The sequence below is a fragment of the Paenibacillus glycanilyticus genome (assembly GCF_030161375.1).
Lineage (GTDB): Bacteria > Bacillota > Bacilli > Paenibacillales > Paenibacillaceae > Pristimantibacillus > Pristimantibacillus glycanilyticus_B.
In genome coordinates this window covers 61,666-81,560 of the sequence record NZ_BSSQ01000006.1, presented here as the reverse complement: position 1 = coordinate 81,560, position 19,895 = coordinate 61,666, and the positions used below count along the sequence as shown (strand labels likewise).

Genomic DNA, 19,895 nt, shown 5'->3' with positions numbered 1-19,895 from the left:
ACTCGAAAGGAGCGAACGTTAGATGGCAGACCGACTGCTTACCGTCCATAACCTACAAGTGTCTTTCCATACCAGAAGCGGCGAAAACAAAGCGGTTCGCGGCGTCAGCTTTCATATCGATCAAGGAGAAACCATCGGTATCGTTGGCGAATCCGGCAGCGGCAAAAGCGTCACCGCCAAAGCGATTATGGCGATGAATCCGCCTCCGGGCGAGATGATCGGCGGCGATATTACGTTTGCCGGCGAAAGCCTGAAAGGCTTGTCCGAACGCAAATGGCGCCAGATCCGCGGCAACCGGATCGCGATGGTATTCCAGGATCCGATGACCTCTCTTAACCCGGTTAAGAAAATCGGCGACCAGATGACGGAAGTCATCCGCCGGCATCGCGGACTAGGCAAGGATGCCGCTTTGAAAGAAGCGGTCGAAATGCTTCGTCAGGTCGGTATCACCGAACCTGAACGCCGCGTCAAGCAATACCCGCATGAATTCAGTGGCGGCATGCGTCAGCGCGTTATGATCGCGATGGCGTTATCCTGCCAACCCGAACTCCTTATCGCCGATGAGCCAACGACGGCTCTCGACGTAACGATTCAGGCGCAAATTCTGGATTTGCTGAAAGACTTGAAAGAAAAGACAAGTGCCTCTATCGCGCTCATTACCCACGATCTGGGCGTTGTCGCCCAAGTATGCAGCCGCGTAATCGTTATGTACGGCGGTATGGTGATGGAAGAAGGCACCGTGGAAGATATATTTTTCAATTCGAAACATCCGTACACGCAAGGATTGCTGCGTTCGGTTCCGCAGCGGCAAGGCGGCTCGCGCGAGCGGCTCGTTCCGATCGAAGGCTCTCCGCCCGATCTGCTTGACCCGCCTACGGGCTGTCCGTTTATGGAACGTTGTCCGCATGCCATGCCCAAATGCGCGGAACTTCCGCCGCATTTCCAGATCAGCGAAGGCCATCGTGCCCTCTGCTGGCTGAACGATGCCGAAGTTCAGGCTGAACTTGCGCGCCATCCGGAGATTGAAGGGAGCGCTGCGCATGTCAGAGGATAAAAAAGTGCTGGTGGACGTTCAGCAGCTGAAGAAACATTTTGTGAAAAGCCGCGATACCTGGGGCCGTACTTCGGAGGTGCTGAAAGCCGTTGACGGCGTCAGCTTCCAGATCAACAAAGGCGAAACCTTTGGCCTTGTCGGGGAATCCGGCAGCGGCAAATCAACGGTTGGCCGCTGTATTCTGCGACTGTACGACTACACGGACGGGACGGTCAAGTTCGACGGCCAAGATCTTTCGAAGCTTGGCGAGAAACAACTGAAGCCGTTCCGCCGGCGGATCCAGTCGATTTTCCAAGATCCGTATTCGTCGCTTAATCCGGGTATGACCGTGCTGGACTTGATCGGCGAACCGATGAATATTCACGGTCTGTATAAGAACGTTGAGGAACGCAAAGAAGTGGTTGCTTCCCTGCTGGAGAAGGTTGGTCTGAAACGCGAGCATCTGTACCGCTACCCGCATGAATTCAGCGGCGGCCAACGCCAGCGGATCTCGATTGCCCGCGCTCTGTCGGTACGTCCGGACTTTGTCGTCTGCGACGAGCCCATCTCGGCTCTCGACGTATCCGTGCAAGCGCAGGTCGTTAACATGCTTGAAGATTTACAGGCTGAATTTGGCCTGACGTATTTGTTTATTGCCCATGACCTGTCGATGGTACGGCATATTTCCGACCGGATTGGCGTGATGTATCACGGACGCCTCGTGGAAGTCGCGGACAGCGATGAGTTGTACGACAATCCGCTTCATCCGTACACGAAGGCACTGTTGTCCGCTATTCCGGTACCGGATCCGCGCGCTCATGTTGAACGCGTGATCTACAAGCCGGATTCGGCTGCCGAGGAAGCGGCCGTATTGCGCGAAGTAAGTCCGGGACATTGGGTAGCACTGCCGTAAAGGTTTTTGAATGAGAGAGCTAAGCTAAGGGAGGCTGAAACCACATGACGGATATCGTAAAGCTGTCGCAATGGGATGCCATGCTAGTCGAATCGCTTCGCAAGGGGCATGGCTGGTCGGATGACGAGATTATTGAACGCGTGAAGGCCGGAGTCGATCTGCCGAAGGACGATAGCATGTTCCAATTCAACTATGACGATCTGGCGGCTTTCGCTCAGAAAGAGCCGGAAACGTTCGAAGCCGCGGTACGCGGCGGTTATCAGATCAAATACAACACCGTGCGCGGACTTCGCAGCTGGATTTGGGTCGCCTTCGGCGACGAGCCTCAGCTCGAGCTTGAAGCCGGGCAAGAAGCGGTAACCGCCCAGCTGACGCCAGAGCAGCTGGAGCGCACGAAGACTGCGCTTTCGTTCGGTTGGTCGATCCAGCCGGTAGAAGGCGCCGCGGGTTCGTACCGGATCGAACCGATCCAACGATAAAGGTTTGAAGGGGTATCCCGTTCACGACGACGGGATACCCCTTTTGCTTTGTTTGCTCAACTCGCCCCTTTTGCCGCCGTACGTTGGAATTACTCCAGTAACTCCTTTTACTGTACAACCTCCAAGCCCCGCTACGCGCCAGCGTAAATCCCGCGACCCGTCCACCTTGTACGAAATGCAGCATTTTGGGGCATACGAGCTCCTTCACTACCATTACCCTGCACAGACTGCAGGATAATGGTTCAAAAACGCTAAATTGAGCCCCAAACCGCCTATTATCCTGCAATTCGCGCAGTATAATTTGCTCTTAAGCTTATTTATGGCAAATATACTGCACTTCGTGCAACGCGGCAGTTTTCTCCCCATAGTCGACTAGCGATTACTCCCCATTCACGTACCTTTCGTCTCCAGCGAGAGGCTAGCACAAATTTGTCCTCCAACTCAGTCATGATATAATAACGCCAATCAGGTATTGGAGGTCGTACAATGAACGTGGAAACAACAACCGAGCAGCAAATCGCCGAATGGATGGTTCATGAGATTAAGAATCGAGGGAACTTGCGCCAGGAAGAAGCGATTGCGCATGTGAAGGAGCATTTTGGCGAGCAATACATCTTTGTGAACGAGAACGGCAATGCGTCGCTGGAGAAGGAAGTCAAAAAGGCTTTTCGCAAGCTGCATAAAGGCAGAATCGCGTGGGACCGCGACGGCTTCTTCTGGGCTTGGACGTAGGAATAGGCTTAACGAGGTGCCAGGTGCCGAATCATGAGGCCACTTGGCAAATCTATCGCCAAAACGCACAAACAGGGGCTGCCCCATAACGGGACAGCCCCTTTCTCTATTAGTCGATCAAACGGTGCCGGTACCACTTCTTGCCGCGGAAGCGCCAGAGGAAGACCGCTCCCCTTACGCCCCACTCCAAATTCATCGCAAACCAGACGCCAAGAATGCCGAAGTCAAACACGATGGCGAGCAGGTAACCAAGCACAATCCGGAACAGCCACATCGAGAGCAGCGACACGACCGAAGTGAACTTCGAGTCGCCCGCCGCCCGCAGCGCGGACGGCATAATAAAGCTGATGGACCAGAATATAACCTGCATAATCGCATTAACTAACGTAATGATAAAGATATCGTCCACAATCTCGGCCGGCGGATGGAACAATCCCACGAGCGGATAGAAGAACGGCAGCATCAGACAAGACATAATAAACAGACATGCCGTAGATAACCATAGGAATGAACGGGTGAACTTCCGCGCATCCTCTATATTCCGCTGCCCCATGCATTGCCCGATAACCGTGATGGCGGTAATCGCCAGCGCGTTCGAAGGAATTTGCAGCACGTTCGCAAGCGATCCGCTGATCGCATTGGTGGCGATGGCATAGGTGCCTAGGCTAACGACAAACGTTTGGGTAACGATTTTGCCCCCGTTGAAAAACATCTGCTCCGCCGCAAAGGGCAATCCTACGAATAGGATTTTTCGCAGCATCGCAATATTGACCGACAACATATCCCGAAGACGAATCCGCAGGCTCGTATCAATCTTAACGAGATAAACAATAGCCAGAACGGCCGCCGCATACCGCGAAATATTAACCGAAATGCTTAACCCCAGCACGCCCATATTCATCAGGTTAATAAACACGATGTTCATCGCCACGTAGGAGAAGTTCATTACCAGCGACAACATAAGAGAAGCGCGGCTTCTTCCAATCCCCCGCAGCGCCCCGCATACCGCCTCCATCATCGCAATCCCGACATAGGACAAGCCGCTGCCGATCAGATACGTTCTGCCTTCTTCCAGCACATCAGGCGATGCGGATCCGAAGAGCAGCCTCAGCATCGGATTATGGAACGCCACAACGATCAAACTGATGGCCAGCGCGACGAGCGTAACGGAAGCTACCGAGCTTGCCGCTGATTTGGATACCATCTGATGATTGCCGCTGCCTTTGTATTGCGCCACAACGACGGTCCCCCCAGTCGATACCGCAATAAATACGCTGATCAGGAAGATATTCAGCGAATCCACCATGTTAACGGCACTAACCGCATCCACGCCCGACGAGCTGACCATAGCCGTATTCAGCAGATTAAGGCCGATGATAAACGCCTGGTCGATGAGGATCGGAATAAATAGAGCAATAATCTGTCTGTAATCAATGGACACTCCGGTGAAGTGCCGTTCGAGGAAAGCCTCGTGTTTACCTTTTAGTCTGGGTCGTCCTATACCCATATCATCACATTCTTCTCGTTGAATTGGTAAAGCTTAAGCTATCTAATAAGCTACTACTATGAATCCCATTTGTCTATGTTCGTTTTCCGCCAAAAACACGAAAAAATCCACGCCTTCATACGGCTGTGGATTTCGATTCATAGATTTGCGCACGTCTGCTCTCGATGACCTGCACAAGATAAAGAACCAGCATTAGACCGAGCAGCGCCGCGCAGACGGAGAGCGGAATGGCCCATTGGTGAGGCGAATGCGAGAAAAACGGAACAAGCGACACGGCTACAATCGGCGGTGCGTTCCATTTGAATTTATTGATAAGCCACATCGTAATAATGACGTTCACGAATAGGGAGATCGGGCTGGGATAAAGGAAATGTAGCAGCGTTCCAAGTCCCGAAGAGATCACGGCGCCTAGAGTAACTTTGCCGATCTCGGATATTGTAGAGGAGCGAGTGAGGAAGAGAAAGCTGAATGCCCCAAGGGTCGGGAAAAATAAAGTATCCAAAAATGTAAAATGGAGAGATAACCAATAGATCAGCACCACGTAGAGACCAATGACGATTATTTTTAAATTCATGCGCTTCTGTTAACCTCCTGTATGCAGCCTTGCATCTTATTGCCTGATTAATTGTAAAAAGTTTTTGAAAAAGCGTCAATCACAAATGATTCTCAAATTTTCTAACCATTAATACCTACCCGAAAACTGTGAATTATTATATACTGGAACTAATATACACCCGAACGGAGGATAATCATGTCCCAGCCGGTTATTCATTTCAGTTACGAATGTATCGATGAAGTGCCCTTGCACCGCGTTCGCGGCAATCAGCTTGGCATTCTGCTCAGCATCATCGCAACGGTCCTTACCCAATCTTGGTGGATTCTTGCCCTTCCCCTTGCCGTGCAACTGATCAGCCGTACGTACGGAGTCAAATATAATTTGTTTGTTCGCTTGTTCTCGCCGTTGCTTCCGGTAAGCCAGCGGACCGAAGCACGCGAGCTGCTGCGCTTCAACAATCTGCTCGCCATTATGTTTCTTGCCGTTACGCTTGCCGCGCATTACCTGGGTCTTGCCGTATTATCTTATATTGCGCTTGGCATGCTGACGGCTGCCGTCGTTGCTGCCTTAAGCGGCTTCTGCCTCGGCTGCTTCATGTATTTCCAATACAAGCAATACCGTCTGCGCCATCGCAGAACTTAACGGTTAAGCAGCAAGAAAGCCCGCCAACGTTGGCGGGCTTTCTCTATATCGCATTATAAAACAATGTCGGAAATAAACCGTTCCAACACCGTTACATCGGTAATGTTTCGGTTGCAGGTCTCGCTGTTCACGCACATATAGTTGCCGATCGCCTTGTAGTAATCCGGCGAAGCGTTAGCGGGCTTCGACTTCGTTACAGCCGAGAACAACGCTACTTCTTCATGCCGGTTGCAGAGGAAACATACGCTTTTTTTCCCCACGGGCGTAAATCGGCCTTCTACTCCAACAAGCTTGCCGTTCAAGTGATAAGCGAGATACATCTTGTTTGTTCCGGTATCCTTCCAGCCCAGATAAGTTACGTAACGCAAATCAAGCGCCGCGAGATCGGGAACCTTCAGTTTCTTCGCTTTCGGGAACAGCTTCTTCAGCTGTTTCTCGTCCACATGGTCAAACGGCTTCGCGTATTCTTCGAGCGAACGCAAATAGCCTTGGAATTCCTGAGGCGAATTTAACGGCGCAAAACCTTCGAGCAGCTTCTGCTCGGCTTCCGTCGCTCCCGGGAAAGCTTCCTTTACCTTAAAAGGCGTATTCGACCGGACCGATTCAATCACTCTCGGATCCGATACGGTCGTGCAAGCTTTTTGCAGCTCGCCTACTTGTTTCTTAATCATATTCAGTTGATGGTTTCTAATAAATGGTGTACACATTGCTTTGTCAGCCCCTTATTGTATTTGAATGATCTTGCGCTCAAATAAGGTGCAAAGCCCATTATTAGAAACGATAGCCGGGCGACCATCTAATTAGTCCGCCCCATGCAAAGTATCGCCCCTAATTCAGGCTCTGCATGAAGCTGTTTCGTAATCCGGCAAATTGATTTGCCATTGTTACCGCCTCCTTTTACTTTACTTCTTAATTATAAAATAGACCAAGCTTAACCCGCAATCCCGCACCTTATTGTTCCAGCCATGCCCGCAGCCGCGGCATGATCCGCTTCGCATCCTCGTATCCCTGCCGGTACAAGGCATCCAGCTTGGCGGGATCGCGCTCCATTCGGCCAACGGTCAGCGCCTCTTGCGGACGAATGACAAATACGGTCCCTTCTTGCTCCTGCCGAGCAATGTCATCTAGCGTCTCGTTGTATTTGGCATGCCGTCCAAGCATCATCTCGGTGAGCTTGGGATAACGGCGGTAAGCTCTCTTCACGATCCAGCCAAACTTCCCTGCTGATTTCCGGTAATCCTCGTTCCTCGTCAGAATAAGAACATTCCGCTTATAACCGTCGCTTTCGGCTTTCTTCAGCGGAATGGGATCGGAGATCCCGCCGTCCAGTAGCTTCCGGCCACCGTATTCCACCATAGGAGCAATAAACGGAAGCGAGCTTGAAGCCCGGAGCAGCTTCAGCACATCGAAATCCGGATCGCTTTTCCGATAGTAGACCGTCTCTCCCGTCTCGCAGTCGGTTGTGCCAATGACAAATTCCTCCGGACTCCGGTCGAACGCTTCATAATCAAAGGGCACATGCTTATTCGGAATGTCATCGAAGATGAAGTCCATGCCAAACAGCTGCCGTTTTGTCCAGAAATTCTTCCACGATATATAACGGGGATCGCTCACCCATTCCACATTGACGGTCCGGTTGCGGCCAAGCTGTCTCGACAAATAACTCGCCCCCATGCACGCCCCCGCAGATACCCCGATCATGTACGGAAAATACACGTTATGCTCCGACAAATACTCCAGCACCCCGGCCGTATAAACGCCGCGCATGCCGCCGCCTTCCAAAATAAGTCCGGTCGATTGTAGGTTGTTCATTCATTCTGCCTCCCGATCAGGCTATGCTCTTTATTCATCCTTTCATTGTACTAAGGCTAAAGAAACTTAACAAACTTTCCTAAGCGCATGCCTTGAAAGAGACCAGCAACTATGTCACAATCGATAAGGATACATAAGCGGTTGTCCCATTGTTTGCAATCGTTTACAAGAAATATGGATTATTATCATAAGTCATTAGGATCAGCCATCCAGCTGTTTGGGTGACAATTCATTAAGCTCATGCTTACGAAGCATGAATCATCACAACCAGCCATCCGGCTGTTTGGGTGACAATTCATTTTAGGAGGAATTATCAATGAAAACGATCAAACTCGGAAGCACGGCGCTAGAGGTACCGGTAGTAGCGGTTGGCTGTATGCGTATTAATTCCTTGGATAAAGCAGGAGCAGAGCGTTTTGTTCAAACGGCGCTTGAGCAAGGAGCAAACTTCTTCGACCATGCGGATATTTACGGCGGCGGCAATTGCGAGGAAATTTTCGCGGATGCGATCCATATGAACGACTCTGTTCGCGAGAATATTATTTTGCAATCCAAATGCGGCATTAGACAGGGCATGTTCGACTTCTCGAAAGAACATATCCTCGCTTCCACTGACGCGATTCTGAAGCGTCTCAACACCGACTACCTCGACATCCTGCTTCTGCACCGTCCGGATGCACTGGTAGAGCCGGATGAAGTGGCTGAAGCGTTCGACCGTCTCGAAAGCTCCGGCAAAGTACGCCACTTCGGCGTATCGAACCAAAACCCTATGCAAATCGAGCTGCTTAAGAAATCGGTGAAACAACCAATCGTTGCGAACCAGCTGCAGCTGAGCATCACCAATGCGAATATGATCTCGAACGGTATCAACGTAAACATGGAGAACAGCTCCGCGATTAACCGCGACGGCAGCATTCTCGATTATTGCCGCCTGAACGACATCACGGTTCAGCCTTGGTCGCCATTCCAATACGGCTTCTTCGAAGGCGTATTCCTCGGCAGCGACAAGTTCCCTGAGCTGAACAAAGCCATCGACGAGATCGCCGGCAAATATGACGTGAGCAACACAACGATTGCGATCGCTTGGATCCTGCGTCACCCTGCGAAAATGCAGCCGGTAATCGGTTCGATGAACATCGAGCGTCTGAAAGACTGCGTAAAAGCAGCCGAAATCACTCTTACTCGCGAAGAGTGGTATACGATCTACCGCGCGGCAGGCAACATTTTGCCATAAGGTTAATTACGAATAAGAACAGCCTCCGGCCCTACGCCGGGGGCTGTTCTTCTAGTACAGCAAGAATCATCAAGAACCGGAACCACCATTCGTATACAATGGGTTCATCGGAGAACGAGGAGGCTGTTTGAGCCGGATGAAGCAGGACTATTTGATGCAGATTCAAGAGACGATCGATTACATTGAGGCCCATATTGGCGAGGAGTTGTCTTTATCGCGGCTGGCGCAAGTTGCGAAGCTCTCGGACTTTCATTTTCATCGGGTCTTTCAAACCATGGCAGGAGAGACCGTAATGGAATATGTGCGTAAACGGCGTCTTGCCCGATCTGCTTATCAGGTTGCTTTTTCCGATGCGAAGCTGCTCGATATTGCGCTCGATAACGGGTTTCAGAATCATGAGACCTTCACGCGCGCCTTCAAACGCGTCTTCGATATAACGCCTGGCGATTACCGCAAGCGGGGGATCAAGCCTCCGGCCTACTCCAGGCTGAACGTGCTTCAGCGCAAGTACAATCCCTATCTAGGAGGAATACGAATGGATTATAAAATTGTGACGAAACCGGCCTTCAAAGTGATCGGCTACGAGATCCGCACCAGAGCAAACGGCGACAACCATCGGGAGATTCCGGCGTTCTGGCAGGAATATATTCAAAAAGAGCTGTACCGAAACATTCCTAACCGCGTGCACAAAGAGTCCCCCGTCGAGCTTGGCATCTGCTACAACTTCGATATGGGTTCGGACAGCTTCTCCTATCTGATTGGCATGGAAGCCGAATCTTTTGAAGGCGTGGAGGGCGAAGGCCTCGTCTGCCAAGAGTTCGAAGGCGCCGAATACGCCGTATTCACGACGCCTAAAGTGCCGCGGGAGCAGTTCTCTTCCTCGATCCAAAGCACCTGGATGACGATCTTTGGCGAGTGGTTCCCGCATTCCGGTTACGAGCATGCCGGCAAGCCGGAGTTCGAGCTGTACGATGAGCGCAGCAACCATGAGCTGGCGGAGATTCAAATGGATATATATATTCCGATCAAGAAAAAAGCGGAATAACCGATAAAAGCTCAAAGTGGCTGCCCCTCGACGAGGGACGGCCCTTTTTTTGCGCTTAGACAGCAGCCCGCCTGTAGCAGGCTTTTTGCCTGCTATTTCCCTCCGCGCACCTGCCGCCCCTCGCCTCACTAACCTGTAACAGGTTTTTCGCCTGCTATTTCACTCCACTCACCTGTCGCACCTTGCCTCACTACTCTGTAGCAGGCTTTTTGCCTGCTATTTCGCTCCACGCACCTGTCGCACCTCGCCTCATTATTCTGTAGCAGGCTTTTTGCCTGCTATTTCACTCTACTCACCTGTTGCACCTCGACTCACTACTCTGCAGCAGGCTTTTTGCCTGCTATATCGCTTCACGCACCCGTCACCTTTCCCTCACTACCCTGTAGCAGGCTTTTTACCTGCTATTTCACTCCACTCACCTGTTGCACCTCGACTCACTACTCTGCAGCAGGCTTTTTACCTGCTATTTCGCTTCACGCACCCGTCACCTTTCCCTCACTACTCTGTAGCAGGCTTTTTGCCTGCTACTTCGCTCTGCGCACCCGTCGCACCTCTCGGCACTCTCCAGTAGCAGGCTTTTTGCCTGCTACTTCGCCCCGCGCACCTGTCGCACCTCGCCTCACTTCTCTGTAGAAGGCTTTTTGCCTGCTACTTCGCTCCACGCACCTGTCGCACCTCGCCTCACTAACCCGTAGCAGGCTTTTTGCCTGCTACAACAGATGTTGCGTGCCAGCACCCTCTTCCGTTCACCCAAATTACTTTATTACTAAAATTCCCTGCAACACTCGTCGAACATGGTTCGTCTAAGGAGAGGAAGGTTAAGCTATTACTAATAAAACATTCAGGCGGTGACATCATGATTAAAAAAATCAGCACCCTCATTCTCCTATTGACGCTCAGTGTGACTCTACTTCTTGCAGGCTGCTCGAAGTCGGACGACAATTCTACCAATACGCCGGCAACGGAAGAGACCGGGAGCAACTCCCCCTCTAACTCGAATTCTACGAATTCCGGCTCTACTACTACACCTAGCTCTTCTCCTGACGGAGAAACTTCCTCTCAGCAACCCGGCAACACGGACAATGCAGGTGGCGGCAATTCTTCCAATCCGACGCCGGTCAGCACAAACGAGCAAGAGGCGCAGATCAGCAACGTTACGGCCCTTCGGCTTGCGGACGCCAAGTCCGGCTGGGTAGCCGGCAACGGCCAAATCGCAAGAACCGACGACGGCGGCGCTCACTGGAAGGTGCAATATTCCAGCGATAAGCCGGTCAACCAGATTTTTGCGCTGAGCAGCAGCAAAGTATGGGCAACCGTTGGCGACGAGAACGCCAAATCGCTCACGCTAATCCAATCCACAAACGGTGGTAAAACATGGACAAATGCGGGAACCGTTCCTAACCGCGGTTATCTCCATTTCACAAGCGACAAAACCGCATTTAGCGGAAACGCCATGACCAAAGACGGCGGCAAAACATGGACCGAACTTCAAACGCCAGGCAAAGAAATCGACGAAGTTTACTTCCACGACGTGAACAACGGTTGGGCTGTGCAAATGGTTAACGGCAGCATGCTCTTCATGCATTCCGCTAACGGCGGAAAAACATGGGATACCGTTATGTCGCGCAAAACCGAAGTCGCACCGGGCAAAGTCATCATCCGTTCTACCGCGGACAAAGACGCATGGATCGAGCTAATTGGCGACGCCGGCATGACGCAAATTTCCTACTCCCTGTTCCATACAACGGACGGCGGGAAAACGTGGACTCCCGTTATCGTGAAGAACGGCGCCGGATCCGGACCAGCTCCCGGATTCACCATGGACGACGCGAATATCCCGAATGGCATGAAGAGCACTAGCCCCGGCACCTTGTATGTCGTAAACCCTCAAACGGCGGTTATGGGCGGACAATGCCAAGCTTGCGATACGCCTAATACCATTATGCAAACGACGGACGGCGGCAAGCATTGGTCGATCGGCAAGTCCGAGTTTGCCGGCTTCGGCACGCAATACATGGCAGCGGCTGACGCAAGCCATATCTGGTTTATTGCAACGGACGGCACAAACCCGGCTGTGTTGTACACGTCCACGGACGGCGGCAAGTCCTGGCACAAGACGTTTACGTTCAAGAAACCGCAGGCATAATAAGCCTATAAATGCTAGACGCTCGAAAAAGCCCTTCCGTGCATCCCTTATCATCGGGGTCTGCTCGGAAGGGCTTTTTTTATTCGTATGATTAATAGTTCATATCCTTAACGGCCGTAAGTTCCTTGCGGTGCGAATAAGCGAGCAGAAGAAAATTAATGATGCCAAACAACACGTACGGCCAGGAATAGCTGTCCAGCACCAGATAAATGGCAAGCAGCAGCATTCCCAATACGACATGGAAGGCATCCGTTTCCGAGGTGGTAGGCTTTCCTTTGTTCATTAGCCTCGTAGCAGATAACAATACCGCCAGAATAATGGCATAAGCCAGCGAAGCCGCAAAGCCGGTCAGCCCGCTCCATACGCCAAACGTGACGGCGATTGCTTTCCCGCCCTTCCAGCCTGTAAACGGCGAGAACATATGCCCCATAATAGCGGCCGCCGCCGGAATGAGGATGCCAAACCCCGTAACCGCGCCGCTGTGATGCATCAAGAGCATCGGCAAGTACCCTTTTGCGAAATCCAGCACTATGCCGCATACGCCATACGTGAAACCTGCTGCCTTCCACAAGTTGATCGCACCCGGATTTCCGTCGCCGTACATTTTCAAATTATGCCGTTTCATCCGCCCGATCCAATACGAGAACATGCAGGAACCTGCGAGAAAAGCGACTATCGTCCATAAGAAGATCATGGTTTCTCACGCCCCCCTACGTCAATACTTCTCCCCTTCCAGGCCACTCTCCGCAGAAAAACGACTTGATAAAGAGAATACAGCATTACGTACAAGAAGAAGATGGTGCTTAACAGATGAACGGCAGGAAGCCAGAACCCGAATCGTCCCGTATAACGGACAAAATAATAGATTTGGAGCGTGTACACCGCATAACCGATTGCCAGAGGCAGCAAAGCCGATGTTCCGATGACAAAAGGAGCCGCTTCCGCCGCGATAAGCCCAATCAGCCAGACGGCTACAAGCAGCGTCGTACCGATATGAAGCTTGCTGGTACTGAGGACGGCCCCTTTGCTGAAGCCTTGAATTTCGCTTTTGATTCCCCCCGGATACATGCGGAACGATACCATTCCTCGTCCGATATAATTGGTGACTTTTATACCTGCCGCGATAAAGCGCGCTCCCAGATTGAGATCATCAAGCACTTCCGCTTTGACGCCTTCATGCCCCTTCGCTTGTTCATAATCCTCTCTCGTCGCTAGGATGCAGGAACCGTAGAGTCCTTTTTCCGGGTTTGTCCGTTCAATTGGGGACGTAAAGGCAAATAAGCCAAGCAGATTCGGAATGAGCGCCAGCCGCTCGTAAAACTTTTCCGCCACATGAAAAGGCACAACCGAAACAACCCCGCCTTGCTCTTCCCTTGCCGCAAGAAGAGACCGCAATGCATCAGGCGCAAGCCTTACATCCGCATCCAGAAAAACAAACAGGTCGCCGCTCGCTTGCCTATAACCGTTCCACACCGCCCAATTCTTGCCTGTCCAGCCCGAAGGGAGGTCCGGATTGGCAATCACCGTTACCCCGTAGCTCTCCGCGATCGTTCTTGTCCGATCGTCCGAATGATCGTCCACAACGATGATTTCCAGCGGTTGAACCGTCTGATTCTTAAGCGAATGGAGCAGATGCGGCAGATTGCTTTCCTCATTCCTAGCCGGAATAATGACGGATACCTTATGGCTTGGCTGAGGGACTTTACTACTAATGGGAACCGTATTTCTTCGGAACAACACGAATCCCGCAACCGAGGCGCATACGAGCAGGGCTGACAGCAGTAACCCCATATCCATACCCCCTCAAGACTTGTTTATTGCTTATACAGCAAATATATGGTCTTTGCGGTTGATCTAAGAACGGATATCTTTGGATGATATAGGCTTGCACCATTAATTTTTATTAAAAGACGGATATAAGGTGGCCACCCGCATGAGTTCATCGTCTACCTGCCATTTCCGCGCCTTTTATCGCCGCCAGCGATTAATAAGACCCCCGTGGGGTCTTATCCTCTCCAATTTGACTGCCCGGACATGAAATAAGACCCTCACGGGGTCTTATTTCATGTCCGGGCTAATTGCGATCCACTTCCCGTCGAAAGGAAGCACTGCCTTGCCTTGAACGTTTATTCTCGCCAGCCAAACCTTCGGGATTGCCCACACTAATCCATCATCCGCAAAAACAATATAGCCAAACGAAGCTTCATGAAATCGTTCGGTTTTTTGAAATCCAGTCCGAGCAGCTCGCTTAGCTTCTCAAGCCGGTAGCTGACCGTATTCCGGTGCACATACAGATGTTTGGCCGTATCCCCAAGCAAACCTTCGTTAGTTACGTATGCATCCAGCGTCTGCAGCATATCCTGCGCCTGAGCGGTGTCGGAATCAATTAGCGGACCCAGCACATGCCTGCAATACTGGCGCATGCTGTCCCCCGGAACGTATTGGAATAAATGCGCCATCTGAATCGTATCAAAATGCAGGATTTTCTCCTGCGCATACAACTTCCGGCTAAGCTTGATCGTTTCCTTGCATTCGCCGTAGGCTTCCGCCAGATGGATGGCAGAATCTTTGGGCGTGCTGAAGGCGAACCGCAGCTGACCGTCCTTTGGACTTACGGCTTCAAGCGCGGAGGCGATCGCCTGAACCGTTCCCGTACCGGATACCGGATAGATCGATAATAAACCGGCGTCGGTCAGAACATGATAACCTCTCTTGTCGCGAATCGCCGGATTGAATTCAAGCTCTTGCCGGACACCCTTCAGCCGGGCGGGCTGCAAGAGATAATCCCTATTCTCTTCAGCTGCGCATAACACGCAAACAAATTTATTCTCAAGAACGTGGACACCGGCTTTCTCCGCCTGATGCAACACCGTATCCAGCGATGTTCCCTCGTCCAAATAATGATTGATCATCGTGCCAAGCTCCTGGTGCCAATACGTGTCCGAGCCGTTCTCCATCATTTTAGATAAGTAATAAGCCAGCATCTCGGAGGCTTGATGGAATAAGCCCTCTTCGGATTTAGGCATATATTCGGCGGGCAGAACAAAAATCGCGAACCCAATCCCCTCATCCTCCTGCATAAGCGGCAGCCGGTAAAATTGGCGGTTGTTCCTCGTCATGCGCCGCGGTTCCGCTTTCCAAGGCCACTCGCTCATGAGCTCCCCTTCCGAGCAAGCCGTATCGTTGTACAGGATATGGCCTCTCCCGCCTACAATCGCCATCGGGTATTCCATCACCGCGGAGATCCGCTGGAACGGATTATCGGTTTTGCTCTGGTAGAGGGCAACATTCATGAGCCTCTTCTGCTTCTCGACTACCCGCTTCAGCCAGAGAGTGCTTCTATTAATCTCTTCCTGCAGCAAGCCGTTGATCTGGTCCGAGAAAGCAAATGGATAAGGCAGCTCAATGAGCGGAAAACCAAGCGAATCCGCCTCCTCAATCAAGGCGGCGGGCATCTCCGACCAGAATCGGCCAAGCTTGATGCCAAGTCCGGCGGATTGCCGCTGATGAAGGCTGCGTATGGTGGCAATCGCTTCTTCTACGGAGTCTTTGAACACATAAGCGGTCGTAAAAAACATATCCCCTTCTTTGGCCCATTGCACAAAATCAGGCGCATCAATAATGTTAACGGCTTTGAGCGGCCTCAAGCCCCCCGCTTTACCCGCGATTAACTTGCCTTCGGACAACGGAAAAACGCGCATGGCATCTTCAACGGTTAACAGCATGGTATCCCCTCCCAACAAGAATTTCGCATGCAACCCTTACTTCGCAAGCATCATCTTATAACGTCCTTGAAACGGCTAAAGGGCTCCCCCATTTGGAGGAACCCGCCGCTTGTTATTTTTTCGGCAAAAACTCATTCGTATAAAATTCGTCCGCCTTCATATCCTTCGTCACAAGACCCGCTTCCTTCATCTGGCCCAGCAGCGTTGTCCAGCGATCCTCGGACATGTAGCCCGTTCCGTGCTCCACAGCATCGCCGCCAAACACAAAGTCCTTCGCCACGCCTTGCGCATAAGCGAGATGGTCAAGAGCGTAATCCTTGTTGTAACTGTTGATGACCTTGTTCACTTCATCGCCATGCTCGTAGTAATAATCCCAGCCTTCGGTTGTTGCCTTCAGATAAGCTTTGATGAGCTCCGGATTTTCCTTAATCATTTTCTCGGTCGTAATAACGACGTTGCCGTAAGGATTGTAGCCCAGATCCGCGTTCAGGAACCAGTCTACATCCACACCTTGCTCCTTCAACACAAACGGCTCGTTAGTCGCGTACCCTTGCTGCACGGCTTTGTCATCCGCCACAAATCCGGACAAGGAACCGTTGTACGTCTGCACCTGCACGTCATTCAGCTTATATTTGTAGGCGAGGTACTGCCAATACGGGAAGCCCGTTGCAACGTAGACGTTATGGCCGTTTAGATCTTCGATTTTGTTAATGCCGGATCCTTTATGGAAAATCAGGTTTTGAGGGTTGGTCTGCAGATCCGCGTAAATTGCCACAACCGGAATGCCTTCCTGTCTGGCCAAAATCACTTCATCCGCCTGCGACATGGCGAAGTCGACTTTACCGGACGCGACTAGCTGCACGTTGGAAATTTGGGGACCGCCTTGCTGAATCGTAACGTCCAGACCGGCGTTCTTGTAGATGTCTCCGGACAAAGCCGCAAAGTGTCCGCCCATCTCCGGCTGCGCGAACCAGCTCATTTGCTGAATGACTTTTGCGGGTTTTTCCGGCGAGAAAGCGGCGCTATTCCCACCATTGCTGGAACAAGCGGTTAAGGATACCGCTACTGCTGCGATCATTCCGGCCTTCCATACAAGCGACTTCTTCATTGTCTTTTCCCCCTATAGGATCATTTAATTGAAGCTATTCATTGTCGGAACGAATCGCCGATTCATGCCAGTGACGCAAGGAGTAATGGGAAATCGCGGCGACGGTTAAGTAAAATGCCATGCCGAGCAGCGAAGCCGCAATCGTGCAAGCGAACAGGAACGAGGTTTGCATCTGCACGGCCGCCGAGGTGATCGCCATGCCAAGTCCGCCCTTTCCGCCGCCAATGCCGGCTACGAATTCTCCGATAATGGCGCCGATGACCGCCATGCCGCTTGAGATTTTCATGCCGCCAAGCATATACGGGAGAGCGTACGGGAACCGCAGCTTCCACGTCATCGTCCAAGTACTGGACTTATACATCTGCATGAGCTGCATCAGGTTGCGGTCCGTCGACGACAATCCCAGATTCGTATTGGAGATGATCGGGAAGATCGCAACGATGAGGGAGATGAACACAATCGAATTCATTCCCGGCCCCAGCCAGATGACGACTAAAGGAGCGATCGCAACGACCGGAATCGTCTGCAGCACAACCGCGTAAGGCTGAATGCCCCATCGAATCCATTTGGACGCCATCATGAGCAGCGCAACCGCCGTACCAAGCACGACGCTAAGAAGAAAACCAAACAATGCCGCAATAAACGTGTTGCCCGCCGCCTGCATCAAATCCGGGAATCCCTTAAGGGTTGCCTTCCATATATCGGACGGTGCCGGCAGCAAATATTTCGGCGTCTCGAAGACTCGAACTCCAAGCTGCCAGAGGCCGATCAGAATTATTATAAAAGCGATTGGGGTAATCGTTTTGTACAGGAGCGAACGGTTCTTCTTCTTACGCACGGGAGAAGAAGTACCTTCCTGCGCTCGCGCCGTCACAACCGCTTTCGAAACCTGTCCGTTTGCTTGTATCATCGCTCTCCACCTCTTTCCGGTCCATTAGGTTAACGTATTGGTGATCTCCCGAACCTTCTCCCCGAATTGCGGAGAGGTCATGAAGGCATTCGTACGCGGATAAGATTCTTCAATCGGAATAATCTGCTTGATTGTTCCCGGATGCGCCTCCATGGCTACGACCCGGCCCGACAGATACACCGCCTCGAACACGCTATGCGTGACAAATACAATCGTCAGATTGGAATTCATCCAGATGTTCAGCAATTCTTCATGCAGCCGGTGGCGCGTCATCTCGTCAAGCGCGCCAAACGGTTCATCCATGAACAGCAGCTTTGGCTCCGACACTAACGCGCGGGCAATGGATACCCGCATCTTCATTCCGCCGGACAACTGCCGGGGATAGCTGTCGGCGTGAGCGGTTAATCCGACCTTCTCCAGCGCGGCAAGGGCGCGTTGCTTGCGTTCCGCGGCGGATACGCCGCTTATTTCCAAAGGTAAGGCAACGTTGGCCACCACTGTACGCCAAGGCATTAAGTTCGCTTCCTGGAACACAAAACTCGCTTGCTCGCTTTGAATTTGCACCTTACCCGAAGTAGCCTGATCAAGTCCCGCCATAATGCGCAAGAGCGTGGATTTCCCGCAGCCCGAAGGACCAACGAGGGAGACGAATTCTCCTTCATGAACGGATAGATGAATATTGCTTAGAGCCAAGGTGCCATTCTCGTATTGTTTGCCAGCGTCCTGAATTCGGATCGCCTCCGCTGCCTCGGTAGCTGTCTTTCTATCAATCGTTGTAGTCATCGGCCATTCGCTCCCCTTTCGGTATGTTCATCCAAGCGGCTCTCCTGCCGTTTTCTTGCAATAAGCTGCCGGCTACCGGCACGCCCGCTTTGCAGACCAGCTGCCGCTGTGCCATAGTCGCCAAGGCATGCGGGACATTAAGCGCCTCCACCAGAATAAAGTCCGCTGCGTCACCCGCTTGCAACTCCAGCGAGCCGCGGGACATCCACTCAAATACCGATGACATTCGCAAGTCGTCATTCCAGATGTACTTCTCGGCGAGTAGCCTGCCGCGCCGCAAAATATCCGGATTGCCGTACGGCGTCCACGCGTCCAGTCCGGTGTGATCCGTCGCCAGCGATATTTTCACCCCTTGTTTGGCAAGCAGCGGTACCGGCGGCATCGCGGTATCAAACGGGACGCTTGTTGTCAGATCCAGCTCCGCAGCGGCCATTCGGCTGCCCAGCTCGGCTACAACTGACGGGTCTACTTCGCCAAGGCCGTAAGCGTGACTGACGGTTACTTTGCCTTGCATAGACGCTTCAGCGGTATAGTCCAGCATTTTTTCAATCGTGTATACGCCAAGATGTCCGGGGTCGTGCAGATGAAGATCGATTCGCTTATCAAACTCCGCCGCCAGCTCAAACATGGTCGCGAGCGAACGTTCGACATTGCGGTCAACGCCAGCCGGGTCGACCCCGCCAACCAGATCGGCGCCCATACGGAGCGCTTCCCGGATATAAGGGGTTGAATGGGAACGGAGCAAACCTTGCTGCGGAAAGGCAACGAGCTCAATGGCCATCCGCGAGGCATATTGTTCTTTTAATTGAAGCATCAGCTCCAGATGGGATAATCCAAGATCCGGATCGATATCGACATGCACCCGCGCTTCAACGGTACCCGATGCAAGCATCGCTTCTAGCGTTTGGATCGCTAACTCCTTACGGCGATCTTTGCAGCCGGCGAGCAGCTCTTTTTCCAGCTTGAATTGCTCGAATATGGAGGAGACTGGCTTTCTTGAAATCCATCGGTCAGTCGGAAAAGCTTTATCGAGATGAACGTGCGCATCGCGGAAGGCGGGCAGCAACAGCAAACCGTTAGCGTTCCAGACCGAATCGCCGGGTTCTGGCAGAAGATCCGCTGTTCCTATTTCCGTGATGCGGCCTTCTTCAATTACTAGCGTGCATATACGGCCGTTCATAAGTACTTGTTGAATGAGTTGTCGTTCAGCCATCATGCATCCCCCTATGAAAGTTTCTTTCTCTAATTGTCGTGTTAGGTAATCGGCTAA

At 52.0% G+C, this 19,895-nt stretch carries 19 protein-coding genes; 8 read left to right on the top strand and 11 right to left on the bottom strand.

From position 1 onward, the window contains the following. The first annotated feature begins 22 nt into the window (after positions 1 to 22). The 4 genes from QQK89_RS07820 to QQK89_RS07805 all read left to right on the top strand — a co-directional run bounded on the left by QQK89_RS07820 (position 23) and on the right by QQK89_RS07805 (position 3,157). Positions 23 to 1,054, top strand: coding sequence for an ABC transporter ATP-binding protein (locus QQK89_RS07820; RefSeq protein ID WP_284237964.1), 1,032 nt, complete (start codon positions 23 to 25; stop codon positions 1,052 to 1,054). After that, the gene (locus QQK89_RS07815) at positions 1,041 to 1,946 is read left to right on the top strand and encodes an ABC transporter ATP-binding protein (RefSeq protein ID WP_284237963.1); all 906 of its coding nucleotides are present in this window, start codon (positions 1,041 to 1,043) and stop codon (positions 1,944 to 1,946) included. The genes QQK89_RS07820 and QQK89_RS07815 overlap by 14 nt, the downstream gene beginning before the upstream one ends. 44 nt (positions 1,947 to 1,990) lie before the next feature. Further along, on the top strand, positions 1,991 to 2,425 hold the full coding sequence (locus QQK89_RS07810; protein ID WP_284237962.1) for a hypothetical protein: 435 nt from the start codon (positions 1,991 to 1,993) through the stop codon (positions 2,423 to 2,425). Positions 2,426 to 2,911: 486 nt separating this feature from the next. Next, positions 2,912 to 3,157, top strand: a complete 246-nt coding sequence (locus QQK89_RS07805; protein WP_284237961.1) for a DUF6953 family protein — start codon at positions 2,912 to 2,914, stop codon at positions 3,155 to 3,157. Positions 3,158 to 3,266: 109 nt separating this feature from the next. On the opposite strand, the gene QQK89_RS07800 is transcribed toward QQK89_RS07805, so the two are convergent. Then, positions 3,267 to 4,664, bottom strand: coding sequence for an MATE family efflux transporter (locus QQK89_RS07800; protein WP_284237960.1), 1,398 nt, complete (start codon positions 4,662 to 4,664; stop codon positions 3,267 to 3,269). 115 nt (positions 4,665 to 4,779) lie between these two features. Next, on the bottom strand, positions 4,780 to 5,238 hold the full coding sequence (locus QQK89_RS07795; RefSeq protein ID WP_284237959.1) for an HPP family protein: 459 nt from the start codon (positions 5,236 to 5,238) through the stop codon (positions 4,780 to 4,782). A 177-nt stretch (positions 5,239 to 5,415) separates the two neighbouring features. On the opposite strand from QQK89_RS07795, the gene QQK89_RS07790 reads away from it, so the two are divergent. Next, on the top strand, positions 5,416 to 5,862 hold the full coding sequence (locus tag QQK89_RS07790) for a DUF4395 domain-containing protein (protein ID WP_284237958.1): 447 nt from the start codon (positions 5,416 to 5,418) through the stop codon (positions 5,860 to 5,862). A 53-nt stretch (positions 5,863 to 5,915) separates the two neighbouring features. Here QQK89_RS07790 and QQK89_RS07785 read toward each other — a convergent pair whose 3' ends face one another. Next, positions 5,916 to 6,569, bottom strand: coding sequence for a FusB/FusC family EF-G-binding protein (locus QQK89_RS07785; RefSeq protein WP_284237957.1), 654 nt, complete (start codon positions 6,567 to 6,569; stop codon positions 5,916 to 5,918). 244 nt (positions 6,570 to 6,813) lie between these two features. Then, positions 6,814 to 7,674: a patatin-like phospholipase family protein gene (locus QQK89_RS07780; protein WP_284237956.1), complete on the bottom strand. Its 861-nt coding sequence runs from the start codon at positions 7,672 to 7,674 to the stop codon at positions 6,814 to 6,816. Positions 7,675 to 7,990: 316 nt separating this feature from the next. Here QQK89_RS07780 and QQK89_RS07775 point away from each other — a divergent pair, with 316 nt between their 5' ends. The 3 genes from QQK89_RS07775 to QQK89_RS07765 all read left to right on the top strand — a co-directional run bounded on the left by QQK89_RS07775 (position 7,991) and on the right by QQK89_RS07765 (position 12,099). Beyond that, positions 7,991 to 8,908, top strand: a complete 918-nt coding sequence (locus QQK89_RS07775; protein ID WP_284237955.1) for an aldo/keto reductase — start codon at positions 7,991 to 7,993, stop codon at positions 8,906 to 8,908. 136 nt (positions 8,909 to 9,044) lie between these two features. After that, on the top strand, positions 9,045 to 9,953 hold the full coding sequence (locus QQK89_RS07770) for an AraC family transcriptional regulator (RefSeq protein ID WP_284238217.1): 909 nt from the start codon (positions 9,045 to 9,047) through the stop codon (positions 9,951 to 9,953). An 856-nt stretch (positions 9,954 to 10,809) separates the two neighbouring features. Beyond that, entirely contained in the window at positions 10,810 to 12,099 is a 1,290-nt protein-coding gene (locus QQK89_RS07765) for a WD40/YVTN/BNR-like repeat-containing protein (RefSeq protein ID WP_284237954.1), read from the top strand. A 91-nt stretch (positions 12,100 to 12,190) separates the two neighbouring features. Here QQK89_RS07765 and QQK89_RS07760 read toward each other — a convergent pair whose 3' ends face one another. The 7 genes from QQK89_RS07760 to QQK89_RS07730 form a co-directional block, all read right to left on the bottom strand. Next, entirely contained in the window at positions 12,191 to 12,793 is a 603-nt protein-coding gene (locus QQK89_RS07760) for a glycerol-3-phosphate acyltransferase (protein WP_284237953.1), read from the bottom strand. Beyond that, the gene (locus QQK89_RS07755; RefSeq protein ID WP_284237952.1) at positions 12,790 to 13,890 is read right to left on the bottom strand and encodes a glycosyltransferase; all 1,101 of its coding nucleotides are present in this window, start codon (positions 13,888 to 13,890) and stop codon (positions 12,790 to 12,792) included. The genes QQK89_RS07760 and QQK89_RS07755 overlap by 4 nt, the downstream gene beginning before the upstream one ends. A 371-nt stretch (positions 13,891 to 14,261) precedes the next feature. After that, on the bottom strand, positions 14,262 to 15,824 hold the full coding sequence (locus QQK89_RS07750; RefSeq protein ID WP_284237951.1) for a PucR family transcriptional regulator: 1,563 nt from the start codon (positions 15,822 to 15,824) through the stop codon (positions 14,262 to 14,264). 112 nt (positions 15,825 to 15,936) lie between these two features. Continuing rightward, positions 15,937 to 16,932 carry an ABC transporter substrate-binding protein gene (locus QQK89_RS07745; protein ID WP_284237950.1) on the bottom strand — a complete coding sequence of 332 codons (996 nt, stop codon included), beginning with the start codon at positions 16,930 to 16,932 and terminating at the stop codon, positions 15,937 to 15,939. 34 nt (positions 16,933 to 16,966) lie between these two features. After that, a complete protein-coding gene (locus QQK89_RS07740) occupies positions 16,967 to 17,842 on the bottom strand; it encodes an ABC transporter permease (protein WP_284237949.1) in 876 nt (291 codons plus the stop codon). A 24-nt stretch (positions 17,843 to 17,866) separates the two neighbouring features. Beyond that, positions 17,867 to 18,625, bottom strand: coding sequence for an ABC transporter ATP-binding protein (locus QQK89_RS07735; protein ID WP_284237948.1), 759 nt, complete (start codon positions 18,623 to 18,625; stop codon positions 17,867 to 17,869). Further along, positions 18,609 to 19,838 carry an amidohydrolase family protein gene (locus tag QQK89_RS07730; RefSeq protein ID WP_284237947.1) on the bottom strand — a complete coding sequence of 410 codons (1,230 nt, stop codon included), beginning with the start codon at positions 19,836 to 19,838 and terminating at the stop codon, positions 18,609 to 18,611. Before QQK89_RS07730 ends, QQK89_RS07735 begins: the two co-directional genes overlap by 17 nt. Positions 19,839 to 19,895 lie beyond the last annotated feature (57 nt).